The following is a 24,069-nucleotide window of genomic DNA, read 5'->3' on the forward strand; positions in this document are numbered from 1 at the left end:
GTGAATCCACGGATTCCGTACCGCGCCGTCCATAATTGACGGGTGTTCGACCCCGCCGAGACGCTGAGGCGGCTGCGCCTGCGCGCCGCCGTGTTGACTCGGCGTGGCTGGGGGCGGCGGATCGCGCGGGTTGCCAAGCGGGCCGAGGATGTCGTCGATCTGAATCACACCGGGCTGGTGGTGGCGACGCTGTTCTTCGCGTGGTCGCTGACGCCGTCGCTGGTACCGCGCGATTGGCTGTTCCAGGGGTTGATCTCCGGGCTCAACGCGGCCGCCGGATACGGGCTCGGATGTGTGCTGCAGTGGTTGTTCCGCAAGTGGATTCGGCCGCGAATCAAGGTCGAGACGCCACCCGAGTGGGTGCGGTACGTGGTGAAGGTGGCCGTGGTGCTCACCTGCGTGCTGGTCGCCGCGTACATGCTGGTCATGTCCGCGGACTGGCAGCGGGAGATCACCGGGCTGATGAATATGGAGGGCACCACGCGTGCCGCCTATCTGCGCACCGGCGGCTTGAGCGTCGCGGTCGGCGCACTGGTGGTCGCGGTGTTCCGGACGCTGCGGGAAGCCGTGCGGTTCATCGGGCGGCAATTGAGCCGGTGGGTGCGGATCCCGCCCAGGCTCGCGCCCGCCACCGGGGCGCTGCTGCTGTTCGTGCTGATCATCACGCTGTTCAACGGTGTCGCCACGCGGGCGTTCTTCGCGGTCGCCAACTCGGCGTTCAGCGTGCGCAATGACAAGATGACGCCGTATGCCCTGCAGCCGACCCGGCCCGAACGATCCGGCAGCCCACAGTCATTGGCGAAATGGGAGACGCTCGGATCCGAGGGTCGGTGGTTCGTCTCGCACGGACCCGATCCCATGCTGATCAGCGCCGTCACCGGAAAGCCCGCGCGCCAGCCGATTCGGGCGTACGTGGGATTGCAGTCCGCGAACTCGGACACCACCGAGGAGGACCTCGCGGTCGCGGAATTGCAGCGCACCGGGGCCTTCGACCGCAAGGTGCTGGTCATCGTCACCACCACCGGCACCGGGTGGGTGAACTCGATGAGCGCGGCCGCGATCGAGTACATGTACGGCGGCGACACCGCGATTCTGGCCTCGCAGTACTCGTATCTGCCCAGCGTGCTGTCGTTCCTGGCGGACCGCCAGAAGGTGGCGGTGGCGGGGCGCAAGATGTTCGACGCCGTATACGCGGCGTGGTCCGCGCGTCCGCCGGAGGCGCGCCCGAAACTGCTCGTCTACGGCGAGAGTCTGGGGTCGCAGGGCTCCGAATCGGCCTTCGATGGCTTGGCTGATCTGCGCTCCAAGGTCGACGGTGCGCTCTGGGTCGGGCCGCCCAATTCGAATCGGCTGTGGGAGCAGTTCAATTCGCGCCGCGATCCGGGCACGCGGGAAGTCGACCCCATCTATGCCGACGGCCTCACCGTCCGATTCGCCGCCACCGCGCCCGATCTGGAGAAGCCCTCGCCGGACTGGCGGCACCCCCGTATCGCCTACCTCATGCACCCGTCGGACCCCATCGTCTGGTGGTCCTCGGATCTCATCTTCTCCCAACCGGATTGGCTCTCCGAACCCCGAGGCGCGGACGTCTCCTCCCAAATGCGCTGGTGGCCGTTCGTCACCTTCTGGCAGGTGGCGGCCGACCTCACCAATGCCCAGGGCGTCAGCGACGGCCACGGGCACCGCTACGGCTCCCTCGTCCTGGACGGCTGGGCCGCCATCGCCGCCCCACCCGGCTGGACCCCCGAACTCTCCGAAAAGATCCGCACCCAAATAGAACTCGCCGAGGATTACGAACGAGCGGTGAAGTGACCGCACCCTCGGCGACCCCGAACCACGTGGCGGCTCCCGCGGTGGAGGTCCGCTCGCGAGTGCGCGTCGCAGCGAAAGCCGCTGCGGCAGTCGCTCTTCCGGTGCTGTGGAGTAATCGGGTGCTGCCCGCGCTGGAGCTGGATGTGCGCGGCCGTACCGCCGCCAATACCGGCTTCGCGCTGGCCTATGCGTTCGTGTTCCGGGGCAGGCCGGGTTGGATATCGGCGAGCGGATTGCGTGCCGGTGCGGCAGCGGGCGGGGTGGTGCTCGCCGGTTACGGTGTGGGACTGGCGATTCCGCGCATTCGGCGGGAGCTGGCCGGGGCCGCCCATCGCGGGCCCGCCGTATCCACCGCCGAATGGGCGGGGTTGCACATCCCCGGTGGCACGGTGTTCGCCGAGGAGCTGGTGTATCGCGCCACCCTGACCCCGCTACTGGAGCGGAGTTTCGGTGCGGGCGGAACATGGCTGGGCGCACTGACTTTCGGGCTGTCGCACATTCGCGCGGCACGCTCCGCCGCCGATCCGATCCTCGGCACGGTGGCCGCCACCGGGCTGGCGGGTGCGCTGTTCGATCTCCTCTACCGTCGCACCGGTAGCGCCACGGCCCCGGCGCTGTTGCACCTGGCCATCAACGGCGGCGGTGCGCTCGCACCGTTCGCGGCCCGCCGAGTCATCGCGGCGCTGGATTCCGGAGCGGCAACCACTCCGCCGGGATGACGGAGGCGATTCGTGTCGGCGGTCGGCGGTAGCCTTTTTCGCGTGGCTGGACGTGGAGCGGTGAATCCGGGGGAGGTCAGGGCGGCGGTGACCGCCGTGGGGGAGTGGTTGCGCGATGAATCGGTCGCGGCTCCGTCGCGGACCGAGCTGGCGGCCGCCGTCCGGGGGACGGCGCGGTCGCTGGCGGCGGACGCTCCGGGTGGGGCGGTGGAGGTGCGGGTGCCGCCGTTCGTGGCGGTGCAGTGCATCGAGGGGTTGCGGCATACCCGGGGGACGCCGCCGAATGTGGTCGAAACCGATGCGCGCACTTGGCTATTGCTGGCTACCGGACTGTTGGGGTTCGAGGCGGCGGTGGAGTCGGGAGTGCTCACGGCGTCCGGATCGCGCGCCGCCGAAGTGGCGCGCTGGCTACCCGTCGTACCGCTCTGAGTCCGGCCGCCCCGTGTCGTTGACCGGATGCGCTGTGCCGCCGCGGATTACGCGGCGGCCGTGGCGGCGGGTTTGCGTTCCAGGCCCTTGCGGTCATAGAAGCGGGTGATGACGAGGCCGAAGACCAGGCCGATGAGCAGGCCCAGGGCGGCCATCCAGCAGCCTCGGGACAGGCCCGCTTCCGCGCTGCCGTCGAAGTAGAGGATGGAGCGGGTGCCCAGGAAGACCTGGTGCATGGGCTCGAAACTCGACAGCCAGCCGAAGTATTTGGGCGTCGCCTCGATCGGCACCGTGCCGCCGGAAGAGGGCAGGCCCAGGATGATGAAGACGATCAGGTTGACGATCAGGCCCGCGGTGCCCACCGCCGCGAGCACCGAGGTGCAGGTGACCCCGACCGCGGTGATGACGAACGCGCCGTAGAGGAACAGCAGGAACGGGCGGTCGATCGGCATGCCCAGCGCCTCGCCGATGCCGAGCAGCGCGGCCGAGACCGTCACCGACATGACCACCACCGCAGACCATTTCAACAGCAGCGTGCGCACCCGGGAGATCGGTGTGCGCGGATAGTGCACGTACCACGGACCCCATTCGGTGGGCAGGAATCCGAGTGCCGAGTCGAGCAGCTGGTGGATGATCATCGCCCCGACCATGCCGACCAGCAGGAGCAGCAGGCTGTAGAAGAACGCGGTCAACCCCTCACCCGAGCCGCCGGGCAGCGGATGGAATTGCTGCACCACGATATCCAGCGGAGTGGTCAGCGCGACCAGGGTGGCCGCCGACAATTCCGGTGCGGGCGGACCACCGGGCGCGGGTGCCAGGGTCGTTTTGACCTGCTCGGTCAACTGCTTGCCGACCTGCGCGTTCACCTGGGTGAGTGCCTCCGCGCCGAACTTCTGCACGATGGCCGTGGTGAACGCGCCCGTGCGCGGATTGGTTTGCAGCGTGATCGTCGGCCGGGTGATCTCCCCGGGCACCACACTGCCGACGCCGAGAATGCCGAGCCGCTTGGAGAAGTCGCTCGGAATGATGATGGTGCCGTACACCTTCGCCGACTGCATCTGCAGCTGTGCCTCGTTGATGCCGAGCACGCGCAGATCGATCTTGTCCCCGGGCACCGCCTGCTGGAGTCCCGCCGCGACCTGATCGCCGAAGTTCACGTGTTTGGTCGCACCGCCGGTGTTCAGATCATCGCCGACATCCTGATTCACCAGTGCGATCGGGAAATCGTGCAGATTCTTCTCGGGATCGACGATGTAATCCAGGTACATCACACCGAGCAGCGAGGCCAGCAGCGTGACCACCACGATCGGAAACGCCCACCTGAAAGGGCTCAAACGACGGGTAGGACTCGACTCCGAAACCTCGGTGCTCGCCACGCCCGAACGCTAACAGCAAAGCCGCCGCGATGCGGGTTATCCCAGCGGTGGGTTGCGCGGTGGTTACCAGTACTATGGGTCCTGCCCCCCGCCCGCCGAACAGGGAGCAAACACGGTGACCCTGCCCCCCGCCGACACCACCCTCGATGAGCCCGAAAACGAACCCCGCGAAGAGTGCGGTGTGTTCGGTGTCTGGGCCCCTGGCGAGGATGTGGCCAAGCTCACGTACTACGGACTTTACGCGCTGCAACATCGCGGGCAGGAGGCAGCCGGCATCGCCGTCTCCGACGGTTCGCAGGTGCTGGTCTTCAAGGATCTGGGCTTGGTGAGCCAGGTTTTCGATGAGCAGACTCTCGCCGCCATGCCCGGCCACGTCGCCGTCGGCCACTGCCGCTACTCCACCACCGGGTCCACGACCTGGGAGAACGCACAGCCGATCTTCCGCACCACCGCGGTGGGTTCCGGAATCGCGCTGGGCCACAATGGAAATCTGGTCAATACCGCCGAATTGAGTTCTCGCGCACGGGAACTCGGCCTGATCAATGGCCGGGTCGCGGGCAATATGGCCGCCACCTCCGATTCGGATGTGATGACCGCGCTGCTCGCGCACGCCGCCGCCGACAAGAGCATCGAGCAGGCCGCGCTGGAGCTGCTGCCCACCCTGCGCGGGGCCTTCTGCCTCACCTTCATGGATGAGCACACGCTGTACGCCGCGCGCGATCCGCACGGGGTGCGCCCGCTCTGCCTGGGTCGTCTCGATCGTGGCTGGGTGGTCGCCAGCGAGACCGCCGCCCTCGATATCGTCGGCGCGTCCTTCGTACGTGAGATCGAGCCGGGCGAACTGCTGGCGATCGACGCCGACGGTGTCCGCTCACTCCGTTTCGCCAACCCGACCCCCAAGGGTTGCGTCTTCGAAATGGTGTACCTGGCCCGCCCGGACAGCACCATCTCCGGTCGTTCGGTGCACGCCACCCGCGTGGAGATCGGCCGCCGCCTGGCACTGGAACATCCCGTCGAAGCCGATCTGGTGATCCCGGTGCCGGAGTCCGGCACCCCGGCCGCCGTCGGCTACGCGCAGGGTTCGGGCGTGCCGTACGGGCAGGGCCTGATGAAGAACGCCTATGTGGGCCGCACCTTCATCCAGCCCAGCCAGACCATCCGCCAGCTCGGCATCCGGCTCAAGCTGAATCCGCTGCGCGAGGTCATTCGCGGTAAGCGACTAATCGTCGTGGACGACTCCATCGTGCGCGGCAACACCCAGCGCGCCCTGATTCGAATGCTGCGCGAGGCAGGCGCTTTGGAGATCCACGTGCGGATCGCCTCGCCGCCGGTCAAGTGGCCGTGCTTCTACGGCATCGACTTCGCCTCGCGCGCGGAGCTGATCGCCAATGGAGCCGGGCCCGACGGTATCGAGGGCACCAGCATGGATGACATGGTGGAGGGCGTGCGCCGCTCCATCGGCGCGGACAGCCTCGGGTACATCTCGCTCGACGCCATGGTCGCCGCCACTGAACAGCCGCGTTCGCGCCTGTGTTGCGCCTGCTTCGACGGCGACTACCCGATCGCGCTGCCCACCGAGGCGGCCATCGGCAAGAACCTGTTGGAGAGTGTGCTCACCGGTGCCTCCGAGGCGGAGTTGCTGGCCGACAACGCGAATGCGAGCGCGCTCAGCCGCCCGTAGTCGGTACATCGGAAACCCCGTGCCCGTCCGCGATATTCGCGGGCGGGCACGAGTGTTTTTCGCGCCAGGAGCACGGCGATGACGCACCCGGCTCCCCGACCGCCCCGCGCCCCTGCGCGACATTGCTCGCGAATTGCTCTGTCCCAGTTGAGACATCGGCCTGGTCGGGCATATGAGGCAAAAGTGATTAATTTGTTCGTATTCGCAACATTCCGGTTATAACCGGTCGATACTGTCCGCAGCCAAACGAAGTCCACCGCGGCGCGGCGGGGTCGCGACCCGGCCCACGCGCCGCGTGAGAAAGCAGGGCGGTATGCGCGCGAAAAATATTGCGGCGGTGGGGCTGGCGGGCCTCACCATGCTTGCGGCAGCGGGATGCGGATCCGGGCGAACCGGAGGGGACAGCGGGGATGCGGGACTGGTGGTGGGCACCACCGACAAGATCTTCTCGCTCGACCCGGCCGCGGCCTACGACAACGGATCACTGCTGGTGGAGACCCAGGTCTACCAGTTCCTGCTGAATACCCCACCGGGCGAGGCGGTTCCGAAACCGGACGCCGCGGAGAAGTGCGGATTCAGCACGCCCACGGTCTTCACCTGCACGCTGAAGAAGGATCTGAAGTTCGCCAACGGCAACCCGCTCACGGCGAACAGCGTGAAGTTCTCCTTCGACCGCATGCTCAAGATCAACGACCCCAACGGTCCGGCCTCATTGCTCGGCAATCTGGACCACACCGATGTCGTCGACGCGACCACGGTGAACTTCACCCTCAAGGTCGCCAACGATCAGACCTTCGCCGCCATCCTGCCGACCCAGGCCGGACCCATCGTCGACGAGAAGGTGTTCCCCGCGGACAAACTCCTCGACGACGACGCGGTATGGAAGGCCAAGCCGTTCTCCGGCCCATACACCATCACCAGCTACGACAAGAACAAACTTGTTTCCTACCAGGCGAATTCGGATTACAACGGCGTGCTGGGCAAGCCGAAGACCGACCGCGTCTCCACCAAGTACTTCGCCGGTTCGGAGAACATGCGCCTGGACGTGCAGAACGGCGATATCGACGTGGCCTGGCGCTCGCTCGCGCCCACCGATATCGAATCACTGCGCAAGAACGACAAGGTGACCGTGAAGGAGGGTCCCGGCGGCGAACTGCGCTACATCATCTTCAATATGAACACCATGCCGGGTGCCAACCCGGCGGCGAAACTCGCGGTGCGCAAGGCACTCGCCTCCTCCATCGACCGTGAGGCGCTCTCCACCGGCGTCTACAAGGGCACCTACGCTCCGGCGTATTCCTCTGTACCGCAGGGTGTTCCGGGCGCGACCGAACCGTTCAAGGAAATCTACGGCGAGAAGCCGAACAAGACCGCCGCGGCCAAATTCCTCGCCGACGCGGGCCTGCCGACCCCGGTCGACCTGAACATCCAGTACAACACCGACCACTACGGCAGCACCTCCTCCGAGGAATACGCCGCGCTCAAGAGCCAGCTCGAGGCCACCGGGCTATTCAAGGTGAATCTGCAATCCACCGAATGGGTTTCGTATCAGAAGGAACGCGTCAAGGACACCTACGCGATCTTCCAGTTCGGCTGGTTCCCGGACTACCCGGACGCCGACGACTACCTGACCCCGTTCTTCGGCACCAATAACTTCCTGCAATCGCATTTCGAGGATCCGCGCATCAACGCCGAACTGCTGGCCGAGGTGACCGAACCCGACAATGCCAAGCGCATGGCGGCGCTGGCCACCGTACAGCGTTCGCTCGCAGCGGATTTCATTCCGATCCTGCCGCTGCTGTCCGGTAAGCAGATCGCCGTCTCGGGCAAGAACGTCTCGGGCGTGGAGAACACCCTCGACCCGTCGTTCAAGTTCCGGTTCGGAGTGCTCAGCAAGTGATCTCCGGTCAACTGCTGCGGTACCTCGGGGTACGGCTGCTGCTGATCATCCCCACCACCTGGATCCTGGTGACAGTCGTATTCTTCCTGATGCGGGTGGTGGGCGATCCGATCACGGCGGCGCTCGGCGGGCGCCTGCCCGCCGATCAACTGGCGGCGCGCAAACACGCCGCCGGACTGGACCGGCCCATCCTCACCCAGTACTGGGAGTACATCAGCAGACTCCTGCACGGGGATTTCGGCCGCTCCCAGGACAATCGGGCCATCACCGAGATCGTCACCCACTACGGTGCGGCCACCCTCGAACTCGTCTTCTGGTCACTGCTGGTGGCATTCGCGGTCGGCGTCCCCCTGGGCCGCTTCGCCGCCACCCGCCGTGACACGGCCGCCGACGCCGGATTGCGACTGTTCGCGATCCTGGCCTACGCGGCCCCGGTGTTCTTCGTCGGCCTGCTGCTGAAACTGATCTTCTCGGTGAAACTGGGCTGGCTACCCGCCTCCGGGCGCGCCAGCACCAATGTGGAACTGGCACTGCAGCATGTGTCGCCGAAGACGAACATCCTGTTCATCGACGCGATCCTGTACGGCGACACCGGGTATCTGCTCGATGTGCTCAAACACACCGTGCTGCCCGCGATCGCGCTCGGCCTGCTCACCGCGGGCGTATTCCTGCGCCTGGTGCGGATCAACCTGATCCAGACCCTGCGCAGCGATTACGTGGATGCCGCTCGGGCACGCGGACTTTCGTCGCGGGTGGTCACGCGACGGCACGCCTTCCGCAATGCGCTCATCCCCGTCGTGACGGTGATGGGCATGTACATCGCGTCCATGCTCGGCGGCGCGGTGCTCACCGAGCGCACCTTCGACTGGAAGGGGCTCGGCTATCAACTCACCGAGTACCTGACCCAGCGCGATTTCGTCGCGGTGCAGGGGATCGTGACATTCCTGGCACTGGTGGTGGCGATCATGAGCTTTCTGGTCGATGTGATCGTCGCGCTGATCGACCCGAGAGTGAGGTTCTGATGACCGCTCCGGAAGTGGTGACCGACCCGGCCGTCGCCCCGCTCACTGTGAGGGGGAGCAGGCGCGGTCTGCCGGGACTGCGCCTGTTCAGCCTGACGCACGGATTCCAGCGCGCCACACTGATATTGGGTATCGCGCTGATCGCGGTATTCCTGTTCGCGGCGGTGTTCGCACCGCTCATCGCACCCTACGGATTGGCCCAGAACGCCTCGGACGGCGTCGATTTCGTACGCCAGCAGGCGCCGTCCGCCGACCATTGGCTCGGCACCTCGATACGCGGTGAGGACGTGTTCTCCCGGGTGCTCTACGGGGCGCGCACCGCGCTGTACGTCATCGGCGTATCGCTGGTGCTGTCGCTGTTCGTCGGCGTCCCACTGGGTTTGATCTCCGGCTATATCGGCCGCTGGGTGGACCGCGTGTTGGTGCTGTTCATGGACGCCATGTACGCGTTCCCCACCCTGCTGCTCGCCATCGTGGTCTCGATCATGGTGGCGGGCGGCAACTCCAGCAAACTCGGCGGCGTCCTGTCCGCCGCCATCGCCATCACCGTTATCTTTGTGCCGCAATACTTTCGAGTGGTGCGCAATGCCACCGTCGCGGTCAAGACCGAACCGTACGTGGACGCCGCGCGGGTGAGCGGGGCCTCCACCGGGCGCATTCTCTACCGGCACATCTTCGCCAACGTCACCCAGTCGCTGCCGGTGATCATCACGCTCAACGGCGCGGAAGCCATTCTCACCCTCGCCGGACTCGGCTTCCTCGGCTTCGGCATCGAACCCACCCAGGCCGCCGAATGGGGTTTCGACCTCAACAAGGCACTGCAGGACGTGCCCAACGGCATCTGGTGGACCGGCGTATTCCCCGGCGCCGCAATCGTTCTCGTGGTGCTGGGCATGACACTGGTCGGCGAGAGCCTCAATGAAGTCCTGAACCCACTGCTGCGCACCCGCCGCGGCGTGGACGCCGCCGCACCGGAACCGGAGGTCGACGATGCCCGATCAACCTGACCTCGGCGCAGCCGCGGAAACCGAAAAGCGCAGTCCCGCACTGTCCGTCGACGGACTGTCGGTCACCTTCGCCACCGATGCCGGGGCCGTGCACGCGGTCTCCAATGTCTCCTACCGGGTGTATCCGGGCGAAGTCCTGGCCGTCGTCGGCGAATCCGGCTCCGGGAAATCGGTCAGCTCGCGCACCGCCATCGGGCTGCTGCCGTCCACCGCGCGGGTGAGCGGCACCGTCACCCTCGGCACCGCCGAGATCACCAAGATGAGCGAACGACAGCTCACCGCCGTGCGCGGCGGCGATATCGCCATGGTGTTCCAGGAACCCGGCTCTGCACTGGATCCGCTGTTCACCGCCGGGTACCAGATCATGGAAGCGCTGCGCGCACACAGCGATATGAGCCGGGTGGCCGCGCGCACCCGGGCCGTCGATCTGCTGCGACTGGTCGGGTTGCCCGAACCGGAACGCCGCGTCAACTACTACCCGCACCAGCTCTCCGGCGGGCAGAAGCAACGCGTCATGATCGCCATCGCCATCGCCTGCGAACCCAAGGTGATCATCGCCGACGAACCCACCACCGCCCTCGACGTGACGGTGCAGGCCGAAATCCTGGAACTGCTGCGCGATCTCCGCGACCGCATCGGCAGCGCCATCGTATTGATCACGCACAATATGGGCGTTGTCGCCGATATGGCGGACCGCGTAGTCGTCATGCGCGCCGGGCGAGTCGTCGAACAGGCTTCCGTCGACGACCTTTTCGCCAACCCCACCCAGGAGTACACCCGCGCGCTGCTGGCGGCGGTGCCACACCTGGGAGCGTCCACGCGCACGGCTCCGGTCGTGACGGAGGTGAACGAAAACGATTCGGACACCGGGGCGTCCACGGGCGGCGCGTCGACGACCACGGCGGCTACCGTGCCGGTGCTGGAGGTCGCCGATCTGACCGTCGAGTTCTCCAGCGGTCTGCGCCGGGCCACCTTCAAAGCCGTACAGGGCGTGAGCTTCAGCATCGCTCGCGGCGAAACCCTCGGCCTGGTGGGCGAATCCGGGTCCGGCAAATCGACCATCGGCCGCTGCGCCGCCGGATTGCAGCGCGCCACAGCCGGATCCGTGCGCGTGCTCGGCTCCGAACTGACCGGCCTCTCCGAACGGCGGCTGCGACCCATGCGCCGCCGCCTCGGCTTCGTCTTCCAGGATCCGGCCACCTCGCTCAATCCGCGGCTGACCGTCGGCGACTGCGTGGCCGAACCATTGGTCGTGCACCGCACCGCCAAGGGTGCGGCCATGCGCGACCGGGTTCGCCAACTGCTCGATGACGTCCAACTCCCCGAGGGCACCGAAAAGCGCTATCCGCACGAACTTTCCGGTGGCCAGCGCCAGCGCGTGAGCCTGGCCCGCGCCCTCGTCCTCAATCCGGATCTCCTCATAGCGGACGAACCGACAAGCGCCCTGGACGTTTCCGTCCAAGCCAAGGTCCTCGAACTCTTCGCCGACCTGCAACGCGAATGCGGCTGGGCCTGCCTGTTCATCAGCCACGACCTCGCCGTGGTCGACCAGCTCGCCGACAATGTCGCGGTGCTCTGCAACGGCGAAGTGGTCGAACAGGGTCCGCGCGACGACATCCTGCGCAATCCGGCTCAGGACTACACCCGCCGCCTGGTAGCGGCGGTGCCCGTCCCCGATCCCGAAGAGCAGCGCCGTCGCAGAGCCGAAAGACAGCGACTGATTTCGTGAGGTGCGGTTAAGTCTGGAAGCTCGACGGATTGTCTGCTATGAGGGGAGGTCGGACGTCCTGCGATCGACTCCGGTACCGTGAGCAGGCATCTATCCGTCCGATTCGGCTTGGAGCTTTCCCCGACAATGACTGAACAGACACCCAGTGGCGCCGGTGCTTCCTACGCGGCAGCCGGAGTGGATATCGAAGCCGGCGACCGCGCGGTAGAACTCTTCGCTCCGCTGGCCAAGAAGGCTTCCCGGCCCGAGGTACAGGGTGGAATCGGCGGATTCGCTGGTCTGTTCGCACTCAAGTCGGGGTACAAGGAGCCGCTGCTGGCTTCCTCCACCGACGGCGTCGGCACCAAGATCGCCATCGCGCAGGCCATGGACAAGCACGACACCGTCGGCCTCGACCTGGTCGCCATGGTCGTCGACGATCTGGTCGTCTGCGGTGCCGAACCGCTGTTCCTGCAGGACTACATCGCCGTCGGCAAGGTCGTGCCCGAGCGCGTCGCCCAGATCGTCGGCGGTATCGCCGAGGGCTGCATCCTGGCGGGCTGCGCCCTGCTCGGTGGCGAGACCGCCGAACACCCGGGCCTGATGGGCGCGGACGATTACGACATCTCCGGCACCGGCGTCGGTGTCGTCGAGGCCGACGCCGTACTCGGCCCCGACCGCGTCCGCCCCGGCGACGTCATCATCGGCATGGGCGCCTCCGGCCTGCACTCCAACGGCTACTCGCTGGCCCGCAAGGTGCTGCTGGACATCGACCGCATGCAGCTGTCCGGGCACGTCGAGGAATTCGGCCGCACCCTCGGCGAGGAACTGCTCGAGCCCACCCGCATCTACGCCAAGGACTGCCTGGCCCTGATCGCCGAAACCGATGTGCGCACCTTCTCGCACGTCACCGGCGGCGGCCTGGCCAACAACCTGGCCCGCGTACTCCCGGCCGGCCTGGTCGCCGAACTGGACCGCGGCACCTGGAGCCCGGCGCCGGTCTTCAAGCTGATCGCCCAGCGCGGCCGCGTCGAGCGCGCCGAGATGGAGAAGACCTTCAATATGGGCGTCGGCATGGTCGCCGTCGTGGCCCCCGAGGACGCCGACCGCGCCCTCGCGGTGCTCACCGCCCGCCACATCGACTGCTGGACCCTCGGCACGGTCAAGAAGGCCAAGGACGCCGACGCCCCGCGCGCGGTGCTGCTGGGCGACCACCCGCGCTTCTAGCCGCCAACGACACACGGCCCCGGTTACTCGCAGGAGTAACCGGGGCCGTGCTGTATGTCTGGAATGTCGTGCAGTATGTCTGAGAAGCCGGATATCGTTGCGGCCCGCCACCTTCGGAGCACCGAGTAGCCCGGAATACCGCACACTCGAAATCCGGTGTGCTGGTACAGAACACACATCGGCGTCCCGCCCGAACGGACGGGACGCTGCCGTGTCATCACATATTCAATGTCGTCGGTGCCTCGGTGCATATCAACGAGTCAATGGGGAGCCCTCACGGACTCCCCTTGGCTGCGTCGACAATCCGAGTCAGCGGCGCCAGTCGTCGTAGTCGTCTTCGTCCCAGCTCGACTGCGAATCCTTCGCGTCGTGCTCGTCGGAAAGCACACCACTCCGCGGCAAGTCGGAGGGACTCCCTCCCAGCTCCCTTTGCAGGCTCTGGAAGTCGGTCGGCGTCGAGCTGTACTTGAGCTCGCGCGCCACCTTGGTCTGCTTTGCCTTAGCCCGGCCACGGCCCATGGCTGACCCCCTCGCGTCACTGCGGGGCGGCCTGGGGTGGTTTGGCGGCCCCGTTCGAATTAATAATCTTCCTGACAGACACTTTAGCGTGTGTCCGGCGGTCTCGCTTCCAGGAGTGGGTGAGAAACCGTCGAAGTGCCCCCGGAGACCACCGCGGCAGGTCGTCCGGGACCGTCGGAATCGAGCGCGCGCGAGCGGCCGCGGGGGTTAGAGCACCCCCGGAACAGCTCGGATGACACCCACCCGGGCGCCGCCGCCGAACACCGCCGGGGCCGCCAATTCCGAATGCTCGTCGGTCCATTCGATACCCATACGCTGCAACAGCGCGAGCGTGAGCGGCAATCTGGCGCGATCCGCGCCGTCATCGATCTTGTACGCGAAGGCCGAACCGTCCGGCAGCGCGCCCGCGTGCACACCGTCCGCGCCGATCTTGCAGACCAGTCCGGGGGTCGCGGTCATGACGCGAAAATCTGGTCCGTCCGTGCCGGAAATCACTCGCGGATGCGAACGGATCGCATCCGCCACCCGGCGCTCCGGGCTATCTTCCGGCGCGGTCGCCAGCTTCGCGTAGGCGCGGGCCAGATTCACCAGCGACACCGGCACGATCGGCAGGCCGCAACCGTCGATGCCCAGATCCGTCTCCGGCTCACCGGTGACATCGATGATCGTGGCCAGCACCGCCTGCTGCAGCGGATGCGCGATATCGAGATAACCGGTGGTCGGCCAATCATTGATGCGGCAGGTCGCGAGCATGGCGGCATGCTTGCCGGAGCAGTTCATGAAGATTCGGCGGGCCGCTTTACCGCGCTCGCTCCCGGCCAGCACCTGCGCGCGAGCCTGCTCCTCGAAGGGCAGATCGGGCGGGCACTCCAGATCGTCCTCGGTGAAACCGAAACGATCCAGCAGCCGCTGCACCAGCTCCACATGATCGGGCTCACCGAAATGCGAGGCCGTCGAAATGGCCAGCTCGGCGGTGTCCACCGGTTCGAAACCATTGCGCAGCAAGGTGAGTGCCTGCATCGGCTTATTGGTCGACCGCGGGAAGATCGGGCCGTGCACCGCGCCCACCTGCACCAGCGGCTCACCATCGGGGCGCAGCACCACGGCGGAACCGCGATGCACACACTCGCGGAATCCGGAGCGCACCACCTCGACCAGATCCGCGTTCACGCCCGGCACCCCTGGTGCGCTCATTCCCGAGACCCCTTCTCCGCGAAAGCCGATTCCCGCTGCGCCGATTCGGACGCGCCGCTCTCCCGCTCCGCGCGCAATTGCGCGGCGCGCTCGGCGTTCTCGTGGCGGCGGCGATGCCGTTCGATCTGCATGCGCACATCGTCGGAGAGGGTCGGCTCGGATTCCAGCAGCGACTCCAGGCGGGTCATATCCGCGCCGGTGAACAGATCGCGGACGGTGACGCCGTGCGCGGGCGTGTGCAGCACCCGCACCTCATCGCCCGCACCGATCGCGCCCTCGGTCAGGACACGGAAGTACGCGCCCGTATTCGATTGCGCGGTGAACCTTTTCACCCACTGCTGCTCACCGGACCAGTGCTGGAAGGTCGCGCACGGCACGCGCGGCGCGGACACCTCCAGCACGGTGTCGCCGATCGCCCAGCGCGCGCCGATCACCGCATCGCTCACCGGCAGACCGGAAATGCGCAGGTTCTCGCCGAACCAGCCCGCCGCGAGGTCGCGTTCCAGTTCGGTGGACCAGCCCCGAGCGTCCTCCTCGGCATAGGCGTACACGGCCTGATGCACGCCGCCGTGATGGTCGACATCGCAGACGTGATCGCCGTCCAGGCCCAGGGCGCGCACCGGAACCCGGTGCGGCACCGGACGTTTGTCGATGGCCGTGCGCCCGACCCGGCCCGGCACCTCGTGCTCCTCGTGCAGCACGCAGACCGCGAGCACACGCCCGGCCGCGGCGGTGTCCACCACGGCGTGCGAATCGACGCTCATCGCCCGCGGAGCTTTTCGACGGCGAGGCGGCCGGCCTGCGGTTCATCATGGGCCGGAACGGAATCCGGGTCGATGGCGGCCGCGGTCGGACCCGCCGCGAGCGGGGTGTCCGCGGGGACATTGCGTTTCACCAGCGCCAGCGCGATCGGGCCGAGTTCGTAGTGGTCGACCACGGTGCCCAGCACGCCCACCGCGCGACCGGCGGCGGTCACCGCGTCACCGGGGACGGGGCGGTCGTCGGCGGAGCCGTCCAGGTGCAGCAGCAGCAGATTGCGCGGCGGCTTGCCGAGGTTGTGCACCCGGGCCACGGTCTCCTGACCGCGATAGCAGCCCTTGTTCAGGTGCACCGCGCCGTGCTCGGCGATACCGCCGACCCAATTCGCCTCGTGCGGGATGGTGCGGTCATCGGTGTCGATGCCGATGCGCGGGCGCAGGGCCGCGACGCGCAGGGCCTCGAAAGTCCAGGAACCGGCGGCTTCCGCGCCCGCCTCGCGCAGCCGCGTCCACCAGGAGGCGAGGTCGGCGCGGGGGACGATCAGATCGAACGAGTCATCGGTGGGCCAGGGCATCCGGCGCAGGAAACCACCGCCGGGCAGGGCCACGGCCTGGTAGATCTCGGGAAGGCTTGCGATGCCCAGGGTTTCGGTGAGGTCCGCCACTCGCGGGCCGAGCAGGCTCAGCACCGCGTGCTCGGGGGCGGCCTCGGGCTTGGCGTCCGCCCAGAAGACCATCTTCTGCAGGAACGCGAGCAGGTCGGGGCCGCGCGCGGCTTCGGTGTCGATCCACACCGTGCCGTCGAGCTCGGTGAGCACGAAGTGGTGCAGGACGCGACCGTTCAGATCCAGATCCAGATCCTCGGCGGACTGGCCGTCGCGCAGATCCGCCACCGCCTGGCTGGAGATGGTGTTCAGCCAGCTCAACCGCTCTTTACCGGTGATGCTCAGCACGAACCGATGCGATCTATCCACTATCGCGGCGCGCTGCACGGCGGCGCGTTGCTCGCCCAGCGGATCCCCGTAATGCCACGCGACCGCCGCATCCGGTGATTCGGGCGGCCCCGCGACAGCCCCTGGAACCTGAAGAATCGGACTGGGTGCTACCTCGAAGGACACACCCCCACACTAGCGGTGTCGAATTTTCGGCGTCGCCCGCGCTTACGGGACTGTGATCTGTATTGCCGGGTTGGCGAGTTCTGCGGCGTCGTTATCACTCCGTGACGGGGGCCGCTGCCCTAGGCTCGGGCGCATGGTGGAACGGGTTCTGGTGACTCTTGACGGCGCGATCCGGGATCCGGACGCGCCGCTTCTGTATGCGGACGATATCGGCGCGCTGCGCGGTGACGGGATATTCGAGACGGTGCTGGTGCGGGGTGGTGTCGCCTGTGCGCTGGAACTGCATCTGGCGCGACTGCGGCGTTCGGCCGAGGCCCTCGAATTGCCCGTCCCGGATCTGGACGCATGGCGCTTCGCGGTGGAGCTGGCGGCCGAGGAGTGGGGGAGCGCGGAGGAGGGCATGCTGCGCATGGTTCTCACCCGCGGGCGTGACAGCGATCACGGAAGTGCGGCTGGCAAACAGACGGCTACCGCGAGCGGGGTGCTTGCCGGATCCGAACCCGCCACCACCGGTTACGTTTTGGTCGTCCCCGTTCAGGAGCGCGTGAAAACCGCGCGCGCCGAGGGTGTTTCGGTCATCACCCTGTCCCGGGGCATCTCCATCGATCTCGCACAGGCCGCGCCCTGGCAACTGCTCGGGGCCAAAACCCTGTCGTACGCAACGAATATGGCCGCGCTGCGCTTCGCCCGGCGCATGGAGGCCGACGACGTCATCTTCACCAGCACCGAGCATCGCGTGCTGGAGGGTCCGCGCTCGACAGTGGTTGTGGCGCGCGAGAATCAGCTGATCACGCCGCCCGCGCGCAATGGCGTACTGCCCGGCACCACGCAGCGGGCGCTGTTCACCCAGGCCGAGAAGGCCGGGTGGGACTGCCGCTACGAACCGCTGTTCACCGCGGATCTGATCACCGCGGACAGCGTGTGGATGCTGTCCAGCGTGACCCTGGCCGCGCGGGTGAAATCCCTGGACGGGCTGCGCATGTCGGCCCCGGACAATGCCCCGGAGATCGCGGCGCTGGTGGATCGGGGTGTGGCGCTGCCGGGCAGCGTCTCGGACTGGTAGTCCGGTGGGCGACCCCGTTTGCATGATCGGTGCCACGTTTGGGTGGCGCTGATCAGGGCTCCGGTCGGCCTGTGTATCACGTTCCAGCAAATTCCTGGCGACTGTGGCGCGGCGCATGTTGATTCGAACGCTGTAACGCGTAACCTTCGGTACTACGTCATGTCGTAGATCGGCTGGAGGTCGGATGAGCGTCGTTGATTTAGCGCGCTGGCAGTTCGGAATCACCACCGTCTATCACTTCATCTTCGTGCCCCTGACCATCGGACTCGCGCCGCTGGTGGCGGGCATGCAGACCGCATGGGTGATTACGGGCAAAGAGCACTGGTACCGCCTCACCAAATTCTTCGGGAAGCTCTTCCTGATCAACTTCGCCCTCGGCGTCGCCACCGGCATCGTGCAGGAATTCCAATTCGGCATGGCCTGGAGCGAATACTCCCGTTTCGTCGGCGACGTCTTCGGCGCACCCCTGGCCATGGAGGCGCTGGTCGCCTTCTTCCTGGAATCCACCTTCCTCGGACTGTGGATCTTCGGCTGGACCCGGCTGCCGAAAAAGGTGCACCTGGCCACCATCTGGCTGGTCGCCATCGGCGTGAACGCCTCGGCGTACTTCATCGTCGCCGCCAACTCGTTCATGCAGCACCCGGTCGGCGCGGAATACAACCCGGAGACCAAACGCGCTGAGCTGACCAGCATTTGGGCGCTCATCACCAACAACACCACCCTCGCCGCGTTCCCGCACGTGGTCGCGGGCGCGTTCCTCACCTCCGGCACCTTCGTCGCCGGAATCGCGGGCTGGTGGATGGTCAGGCGCGTGCGGCAGGGCCAGATCGCCAGCGACACAGCACCTGTCGAGGAGGCCCGCACCATGTGGCGGCCCGCCGCGCGCATGGGGCTGTACGTGGTGCTGGTGGCCGCGGTCGCGCTGGTGTTCACCGGTGACATCCAGGGCAAGCTCATGTTCAAACAGCAGCCAATGAAGATGGCCTCCGCGGAATCGTTGTGCCACACCGAAACCGATCCGGACTTCTCCGTCCTGACCGTCGGCACGCACAACAACTGCGACAGCGTGGACCACCTCATCGAGGTGCCCGGCGTGCTGCCGTACCTGGCCGAGGGCAAGTTCAGCGGCGTCACCCTGGAAGGCGTCAAGGACCTCCAGATCTCGTACAACGAGAAGTACGGGATCGGCGACTACCGGCCCAACCTGTTCGTCACCTACTGGACCTTCCGCGCCATGATCGGCTTCCTCGCGGGCTCACTGCTGTTGGCGCTGGCCGGATTCTGGGTCACCAGGCGCGGACGGGTACCGGACCAGAAGTGGTTCTCCTGGCTGTCGCTGATCGCCATCACCACCCCGTTCCTGGGCAATATCTCGGGCTGGATCTTCACCGAGATGGGCCGCCAGCCCTGGGTCGTCGCGCCGAATCCGACCGGCGATCAACACATTCGAATGACGGTGCAGCAGGGCGTCTCCGGCGTCACCGCGGGCACCATCGTCACCTCGCTCGTCGTCTTCACCCTGCTCTACGGTCTGCTCGCGGTCGCCTGGTTCTACCTCATGCGCCGCTACGTGGTCGCGGGACCGGAGGAACCGGCCCCCACGGACACCGGGCCGCGCATGACCGGGGACACCGTCGACAAGCTTTCCTTCGCCTACTAGGAGCCGAGGATGAGTCTCCCTGAATTCTGGTTTCTACTGATCGCGGTGCTCTTCACCGGCTACTTCGTGCTGGAGGGCTTCGACTACGGGGTCGGCATGCTCATGCCGATCCTCGGTAAGGGCTCCGAAGTGCGAAAGCGCGTGGTGCTCAACACCATCGGACCCGTATGGGACGGCAACGAGGTGTGGCTGCTCACCGCCGGCGGGGCGATGTTCGCGGCCTTCCCGGAGTGGTACGCCAGCCTGTTCTCCGGGTTCTACCTGGCATTGCTGCTCATCCTCGTCGGACTGATCGCGCGGGCCTGCGCCATCGAATGGCGCAGCAAGATCAACGATGACAAATGGCGGGTCTGGTGCGATATCGGCATCGGACTGGGCTCCTGGATTCCCGCTCTCGCATGGGGATTGGCGTTCGCCAATATCGTGCGCGGCGTGAAACTCGACGAGCACAGGCAGATCGGCGGCAACCTGCTCGACCTGCTGAACCCGTACGCACTGCTCGGCGGGCTCACCACGCTGCTGCTGTTCATGCTGCACGGTGCGCTGTTCATCGCGCTCAAGACCGGCAACGAGGTGCGCGACGACGCCCAGGCGCTGATCCGGAAGCTGTTCGTGCCCACCGCCGTCGTGGTCGCCGCCTTCGGCATCTGGACCCAGCTCGCCTACGGCAAGGGCTGGACCTGGATTCCCCTGGTACTGGCCGTGATCGGACTGCTGATCGCGGGCTTCGCCGCCACCCAGGGCCGGGACGGATGGGCCTTCACCGGCACCGCCCTGACCATCGTGGGAGCCACCGCGCTGCTGTTCGGATCGCTGTTCCCGAATGTGCTGCCCTCCACCATCGATGCCGCGTTCAGCCTCACCGTGGACGGACGCGACGGGACCGTCTCGGCCTCCTCCACGCACTACACGCTCGTGGTGATGAGCTGGGTCGCGGTCGCCATGGTGCCGGTGGTGCTGATCTACCAGGGCTGGACCTACTGGGTGTTCCGCCAGCGGCTCACCGTGGAACAGATCCCGGCACCCATCGGCCTGCCCCTGGAATCCGCGCCCAAGGTCTAGCCGAACCGCTCTCGAAAGACGGAATGAACCGATGGCACGACCGGTAGACCCGCGCCTGTGGCGATACGCCCGCTCGGCACGCACATATCTCGCGCTGAGCGTCGGGCTCTCGCTGACGACCACGATCTGCATCGTGATCGCGGCACTCGCCCTGGCGCGGGTCCTCGCCGGAGTCATCACCGATCCGGGACGGCGCGATATCGGTTCCTGGACAGCGGAACTGGTGATCTTCGCCGCCGCCGTGCTGTGCCGGGTCGTCGCCACCTGGTGGCAGTCCCGGCTCGCACACCGCGCCGGGGCGCAGGTGGTCGCAGAACTCGAGACCGCCGTGCTCACCGCCGGGGCGCACCTGCCGCCCCGCGAATTGGAGCGCCGCCGAACCGAATTGGCGGTCGTGATCGGCAACGGGCTGAGCGGCCTGCGCGCCTACCTCGCGGGATACCTGCCCGCACTGCTGCTTTCACTGCTCGTCCCGCCGATCGTGCTGACCGTCATCGTCCTGCACGACTGGATCTCCGGCGCGATCATCCTGGTCACCCTGCCGCTGATCCCGATCTTCATGATCCTGATCGGCCTGCTCACCCAGGGCCGCGCCCGGGACACCCTGGTCGCCACCACCCGCCTGTCGGATCAACTCCTCGACCTCTTCGCGGGCATGCCCACCCTGCGCGCCCTGGGCCGCGAAACCGGCCGTACCGCAGTCGCTTCCGAAGCGGCCACGGCATCGCCGGACCCCATCGCCGCGCAACCTGATCGCGCCACCATGCAGCACCGGGTTCGCGAACTCGGCGACGCCCTGCACAAGCGCACCATGTCCGCCCTGCGCATGGCCTTCCTGTCGTCCATGGTGCTGGAATCCCTCGCCACCCTCTGCGTGGCGCTGGTGGCCGTCTCCATCGGCCTGCGCCTGGTCTTCGGCGATATGGGGCTCTACGCCGGACTCCTCGCCCTGATCCTGGCCCCCGAGGTCTACCTCCCCATCCGCGCGGTCGGTGAACGCTTCCACGCCGCCCAGGACGGAATGGCGGCCGCCGAAAAGGCTTTCGCCATCCTCGAACCCGATGACCGCGAGGCCAGCCCCGCCCCCTCGTCCGGAAGCGGGGACGCGAGCCCGGCCGCCGGAACCGTGACTCCGCGAGAGCTGCACGGCCGCATCGAGATTCGAGAGGTCTCCATTGCCGCCCGGCAGGGCTCGGCCCCGGACGCGCTGTCCGCGATCCTGCTTCCCGGCGAGGTGACGGTACTCACCGGGCCGAACGGCAGCGGGAAATCGACAGCCCTGCAAGCGATTCTGGGCCTCATCGCCCCCGACACCGGTGACATCCTCATCGACGGCACCCCGATCGCCGCCCTGGACCTCGACCACTGGTGGTCCCACCTGGCCTGGCTACCCCAGCGCCCCGTCCTGGTCCCCGGCACCCTGCGCGCCAACCTCGAACTCCTCGGCCCGTCCGCCGACCCGGCTCGCCTCGAAGCCGCCTGCCGGGCAACCGGATTCGATACGGTCCTCGCCGACCTCCCCGACGGCTGGAACACCCTGGTCGGCACCGGCGGCACCGGCCTGTCCCTCGGCCAGCGCCAACGCCTCGCCCTGACCCGCACCCTCGCCGCCGACCGCCAGGTCCTACTCCTCGACGAACCCACCGCCCACCTCGACCCGGAATCCGAACAGCGCGTACTCGCCGCGCTGACGGCCCGCGCCGAGGCCGGAGCCACCGTCGTGATCGTCGGCCACCGCCCGGCCATCGTCGCCCTCGCCGACCACGTGGTCCCCGTCCACGCCACTGTTCCGGTGGGTTCGGAAGCATCCGTGGTGGATTCGGCAGGTAGAGCTCCGAGCTTCGAGTTCCCGTCGGAGGCGGCGTTGATCGTGGACGCGGATCTCGCCGATTCGGAAGTGGGTGTGCGATGAGGGCAGCGTTGACCGACTTTCGGCGGATACGGGGATTGCTGGAGTTGTCCAAAGGGCGACTGGCACTGTCGATCGTCTGGGGCGTGGCCGCGCTGGGGAGTGGGCTCGGGCTGGCCGCGCTCGCCGCTTGGCTGATTGCCCGCGCTTGGCAGATGCCGCCGGTGCTGGATTTGAGCATCGCGGTGGTGACGGTTCGGGCGCTGGGGATTTCGCGGGGGGTCGCGCGATACCTGGAGCGGCTGGCCACGCACGATGTGGCGCTGCGGTCCATGAGTCTGGCTCGCACGACCACGTATCGCACGCTCGCGGCCGCCGATATCTGGCGACCACGCCGGACCGGGACCGATGAAACGCAAGAGCGCGATGGGGATCCGACTCAATTGCGGCGGGGTGAGCTGCTGGGGCGGGTCGGGAGCGATATCGATGATCTGGGTGCGGTGGTGGTGCGGGCGTTCGTGCCGATCGCGGTGGCGGTGATTCTGTCCGCGCTCGCGGTGCTGCTGATCGGGTTCGTTTCGATTCCGGCGGCGGTGATTCTGGCTGTGGCGCTGGGGATTTCCGGGGTTGTCGCGCCGTGGATGTCGGCGCGGGCCGCTCGGGAGGCCGAGGTGGCGGTGCGGACCGATCGGACCGAGTTCACGGCCGAGGCGCTCACGGTGCTGGATCACGCACCCGAATTGCGGGTCGCGGGAAGGCTTTCCGGGGCCGTCGAGAGCGCGGCGCGCGCGGGGCAGCGGGCCGTAGCCGCCGAGGATCGGGCCGCGGCGCGCAGTGCGTGGTCGGCGGCGGTGCTGCCGCTGTCGATCGGTGCCAGCGTGCTCGGCGCGCTGCTGATCGGGATCGCGCTGTACGGGACCGGACCGGTGGTGGCCACCAAGGGTTTTCAAGCCATTCCCGGGGGCGGGATCACGCCCATGGCGTTCGCGGTGCTGGTGCTGGTGCCGCTGTCGGCGTTCGAAGCGGTCGCGGTGCTGCCCGGGGCGGCGCAGGCGCTGACCAACGGCAGGGCCGCGCTGCATCGGCTGGCTCGCCTGGAGCGGGCCGAATCCGCGCCCGTGGCAATGGATTTGCCGCCGCTGCCGGAGGGCCGCAGGATCGCCGTCGTCGGGCCGAGCGGGGCGGGTAAGACCACGCTGCTCATGTCGTGGGCCGGACTGTTCGACACCCCGCGCGCCGGGGTGACGTTCTTCGCCGAGGACGCGCACATCTTCGGGACGACGGTGCTGGAGAATCTGCGGGTCGCGCGCGGCGATATCACCGCCGCCGAAGCCGAGCAGGCCCTGCGGGCGGTCGGCGCGGGGGAGTGGCTGGACTCGCTGCCGGACGGTGTGGACACCGATCTCGTCGGCGGTGCGGCCGCCGTATCGGGTGGTCAGCGCCGCCGCATCCTGCTGGCTCGCGCACTGCTCTCCCCGGCCGAGGTACTGCTGCTCGATGAGCCGACCGAACACCTCGAGGCCGAGCCGGGCGCGGAGCTGCTGCGCCGCCTGCTCGACCGGGACAGCGGCCTGGTGGACCCGGATCGCACCGTAGTGGTTGTCACACATCAGCTTCCGGCGGGCCAGCGCGCCGACACGATCGTGGAAGTCGGTGCGAATGCAACCGTATCGATCCATCGTTCTATTCCGGCAAACCAGCACTGACCTGCGATTTCGCAGTCCGAGAAAATACGTTGCCGCTTCCCGCTCAGCCGACTACTTTCGTCTGTACACAGGAAGGAGGTGGTTCGAATAATGAGTAATTCGAGGACGCGTGAGGTGGCTGCCAGCTAGGCGCCTCCGCTGCAACGGATTCTCGTAGCGCGAGCGCTGAGCGAATCCCAGGCAGTCACCCGGCCCCTGAGTCCCAGATCTTGTCCGATCTGGATAGCGTGAGTTGCATCCGCGATAAGACTCAGGGGTC

At 67.3% G+C, this 24,069-nt stretch carries 19 protein-coding genes; 14 read left to right on the forward strand and 5 right to left on the reverse strand.

What is annotated here, in order from left to right:
- Window positions 1–42: 42 nt before the first annotated feature.
- From ACFC0O_RS27505 to ACFC0O_RS27515, 3 genes are read left to right on the forward strand one after another with little or no spacing between them, the layout of a single operon-like run.
- Entirely contained in the window at window positions 43–1,812 is a 1,770-nt protein-coding gene (locus ACFC0O_RS27505; RefSeq protein ID WP_375962637.1) for an alpha/beta hydrolase, read from the forward strand.
- Window positions 1,809–2,531, forward strand: coding sequence for a lysostaphin resistance A-like protein (locus ACFC0O_RS27510; protein WP_375962640.1), 723 nt, complete (start codon window positions 1,809–1,811; stop codon window positions 2,529–2,531). Before ACFC0O_RS27505 ends, ACFC0O_RS27510 begins: the two co-directional genes overlap by 4 nt.
- A gap of 42 nt (window positions 2,532–2,573) precedes the next feature.
- Complete coding sequence (locus ACFC0O_RS27515) at window positions 2,574–2,960, forward strand: sterol carrier family protein (RefSeq protein ID WP_375962643.1); 387 nt, start codon at window positions 2,574–2,576, stop codon at window positions 2,958–2,960.
- 47 nt (window positions 2,961–3,007) lie between these two features.
- Here the strand turns inward: ACFC0O_RS27515 and ACFC0O_RS27520 are convergent, their stop codons facing one another.
- Window positions 3,008–4,336, reverse strand: coding sequence for a YhgE/Pip domain-containing protein (locus ACFC0O_RS27520; protein ID WP_375962645.1), 1,329 nt, complete (start codon window positions 4,334–4,336; stop codon window positions 3,008–3,010).
- Window positions 4,337–4,451: 115 nt separating this feature from the next.
- Here ACFC0O_RS27520 and purF point away from each other — a divergent pair, with 115 nt between their 5' ends.
- The 6 genes from purF (at window position 4,452) to purM (ending at window position 12,881) form a co-directional block, all read left to right on the forward strand.
- On the forward strand, window positions 4,452–6,017 hold the full coding sequence (gene purF / locus ACFC0O_RS27525) for an amidophosphoribosyltransferase (RefSeq protein WP_375962647.1): 1,566 nt from the start codon (window positions 4,452–4,454) through the stop codon (window positions 6,015–6,017).
- Window positions 6,018–6,375: 358 nt separating this feature from the next.
- The gene (locus ACFC0O_RS27530) at window positions 6,376–7,917 is read left to right on the forward strand and encodes an ABC transporter substrate-binding protein (protein WP_375963888.1); all 1,542 of its coding nucleotides are present in this window, start codon (window positions 6,376–6,378) and stop codon (window positions 7,915–7,917) included.
- Window positions 7,917–8,939, forward strand: coding sequence for an ABC transporter permease (locus tag ACFC0O_RS27535; protein ID WP_364641812.1), 1,023 nt, complete (start codon window positions 7,917–7,919; stop codon window positions 8,937–8,939). The genes ACFC0O_RS27530 and ACFC0O_RS27535 overlap by 1 nt, the downstream gene beginning before the upstream one ends.
- Window positions 8,939–9,946, forward strand: a complete 1,008-nt coding sequence (locus tag ACFC0O_RS27540) for an ABC transporter permease (RefSeq protein ID WP_375962650.1) — start codon at window positions 8,939–8,941, stop codon at window positions 9,944–9,946. The genes ACFC0O_RS27535 and ACFC0O_RS27540 overlap by 1 nt, the downstream gene beginning before the upstream one ends.
- Window positions 9,930–11,675, forward strand: coding sequence for an ABC transporter ATP-binding protein (locus ACFC0O_RS27545; protein ID WP_375962652.1), 1,746 nt, complete (start codon window positions 9,930–9,932; stop codon window positions 11,673–11,675). Before ACFC0O_RS27540 ends, ACFC0O_RS27545 begins: the two co-directional genes overlap by 17 nt.
- 126 nt (window positions 11,676–11,801) lie before the next feature.
- Complete coding sequence (purM, locus tag ACFC0O_RS27550) at window positions 11,802–12,881, forward strand: phosphoribosylformylglycinamidine cyclo-ligase (RefSeq protein WP_364641645.1); 1,080 nt, start codon at window positions 11,802–11,804, stop codon at window positions 12,879–12,881.
- Window positions 12,882–13,190: 309 nt separating this feature from the next.
- On the opposite strand, the gene ACFC0O_RS27555 is transcribed toward purM, so the two are convergent.
- From ACFC0O_RS27555 to ACFC0O_RS27570, 4 genes are all read right to left on the reverse strand, one after another.
- Window positions 13,191–13,400 carry a DUF3073 domain-containing protein gene (locus ACFC0O_RS27555; RefSeq protein ID WP_364641642.1) on the reverse strand — a complete coding sequence of 70 codons (210 nt, stop codon included), beginning with the start codon at window positions 13,398–13,400 and terminating at the stop codon, window positions 13,191–13,193.
- 207 nt (window positions 13,401–13,607) lie between these two features.
- Entirely contained in the window at window positions 13,608–14,570 is a 963-nt protein-coding gene (locus tag ACFC0O_RS27560; protein WP_375963892.1) for an asparaginase, read from the reverse strand.
- A 20-nt stretch (window positions 14,571–14,590) separates the two neighbouring features.
- On the reverse strand, window positions 14,591–15,358 hold the full coding sequence (locus tag ACFC0O_RS27565; protein ID WP_375962655.1) for an MOSC domain-containing protein: 768 nt from the start codon (window positions 15,356–15,358) through the stop codon (window positions 14,591–14,593).
- Entirely contained in the window at window positions 15,355–16,470 is a 1,116-nt protein-coding gene (locus tag ACFC0O_RS27570) for a YgfZ/GcvT domain-containing protein (protein WP_375962658.1), read from the reverse strand. The genes ACFC0O_RS27565 and ACFC0O_RS27570 overlap by 4 nt, the downstream gene beginning before the upstream one ends.
- A 133-nt stretch (window positions 16,471–16,603) precedes the next feature.
- Here ACFC0O_RS27570 and ACFC0O_RS27575 point away from each other — a divergent pair, with 133 nt between their 5' ends.
- The 5 genes from ACFC0O_RS27575 to ACFC0O_RS27595 all read left to right on the forward strand — a co-directional run bounded on the left by ACFC0O_RS27575 (window position 16,604) and on the right by ACFC0O_RS27595 (window position 23,810).
- The gene (locus tag ACFC0O_RS27575; RefSeq protein ID WP_375962660.1) at window positions 16,604–17,533 is read left to right on the forward strand and encodes an aminodeoxychorismate lyase; all 930 of its coding nucleotides are present in this window, start codon (window positions 16,604–16,606) and stop codon (window positions 17,531–17,533) included.
- Between the two features lie 184 nt (window positions 17,534–17,717).
- A complete protein-coding gene (locus tag ACFC0O_RS27580) occupies window positions 17,718–19,193 on the forward strand; it encodes a cytochrome ubiquinol oxidase subunit I (protein ID WP_375962663.1) in 1,476 nt (491 codons plus the stop codon).
- Between the two features lie 9 nt (window positions 19,194–19,202).
- Window positions 19,203–20,255 carry a cytochrome d ubiquinol oxidase subunit II gene (gene cydB / locus ACFC0O_RS27585; protein ID WP_375962665.1) on the forward strand — a complete coding sequence of 351 codons (1,053 nt, stop codon included), beginning with the start codon at window positions 19,203–19,205 and terminating at the stop codon, window positions 20,253–20,255.
- A 31-nt stretch (window positions 20,256–20,286) separates the two neighbouring features.
- Window positions 20,287–22,167: an ABC transporter ATP-binding protein/permease gene (locus ACFC0O_RS27590; RefSeq protein ID WP_375962668.1), complete on the forward strand. Its 1,881-nt coding sequence runs from the start codon at window positions 20,287–20,289 to the stop codon at window positions 22,165–22,167.
- The gene (locus tag ACFC0O_RS27595; protein ID WP_375962670.1) at window positions 22,164–23,810 is read left to right on the forward strand and encodes an ATP-binding cassette domain-containing protein; all 1,647 of its coding nucleotides are present in this window, start codon (window positions 22,164–22,166) and stop codon (window positions 23,808–23,810) included. The genes ACFC0O_RS27590 and ACFC0O_RS27595 overlap by 4 nt, the downstream gene beginning before the upstream one ends.
- Window positions 23,811–24,069: the final 259 nt, after the last annotated feature.

Source organism: Nocardia sp. NPDC056100, from assembly GCF_042266325.1.
Classification (GTDB): domain Bacteria; phylum Actinomycetota; class Actinomycetes; order Mycobacteriales; family Mycobacteriaceae; genus Nocardia.

Excerpts from the sequence above, each read along its gene's own strand:
- ACFC0O_RS27545 (WP_375962652.1), top strand. The coding sequence starts at position 9,930 with ATGCCCGATCAACCTGACCTCGGCGCAGCCGCGGAAACCGAAAAGCGC.
- purM (WP_364641645.1), top strand. The coding sequence starts at position 11,802 with ATGACTGAACAGACACCCAGTGGCGCCGGTGCTTCCTACGCGGCAGCC.
- ACFC0O_RS27575 (WP_375962660.1), top strand. The coding sequence starts at position 16,604 with ATGGTGGAACGGGTTCTGGTGACTCTTGACGGCGCGATCCGGGATCCG.
- ACFC0O_RS27555 (WP_364641642.1), bottom strand. The coding sequence starts at position 13,400 with ATGGGCCGTGGCCGGGCTAAGGCAAAGCAGACCAAGGTGGCGCGCGAG.
- ACFC0O_RS27565 (WP_375962655.1), bottom strand. The coding sequence starts at position 15,358 with ATGAGCGTCGATTCGCACGCCGTGGTGGACACCGCCGCGGCCGGGCGT.
- cydB (WP_375962665.1), top strand. The coding sequence starts at position 19,203 with ATGAGTCTCCCTGAATTCTGGTTTCTACTGATCGCGGTGCTCTTCACC.
- ACFC0O_RS27540 (WP_375962650.1), top strand. The coding sequence starts at position 8,939 with ATGACCGCTCCGGAAGTGGTGACCGACCCGGCCGTCGCCCCGCTCACT.
- ACFC0O_RS27580 (WP_375962663.1), top strand. The coding sequence starts at position 17,718 with ATGAGCGTCGTTGATTTAGCGCGCTGGCAGTTCGGAATCACCACCGTC.
- ACFC0O_RS27530 (WP_375963888.1), top strand. The coding sequence starts at position 6,376 with ATGCTTGCGGCAGCGGGATGCGGATCCGGGCGAACCGGAGGGGACAGC.
- ACFC0O_RS27590 (WP_375962668.1), top strand. The coding sequence starts at position 20,287 with ATGGCACGACCGGTAGACCCGCGCCTGTGGCGATACGCCCGCTCGGCA.
- ACFC0O_RS27595 (WP_375962670.1), top strand. The coding sequence starts at position 22,164 with ATGAGGGCAGCGTTGACCGACTTTCGGCGGATACGGGGATTGCTGGAG.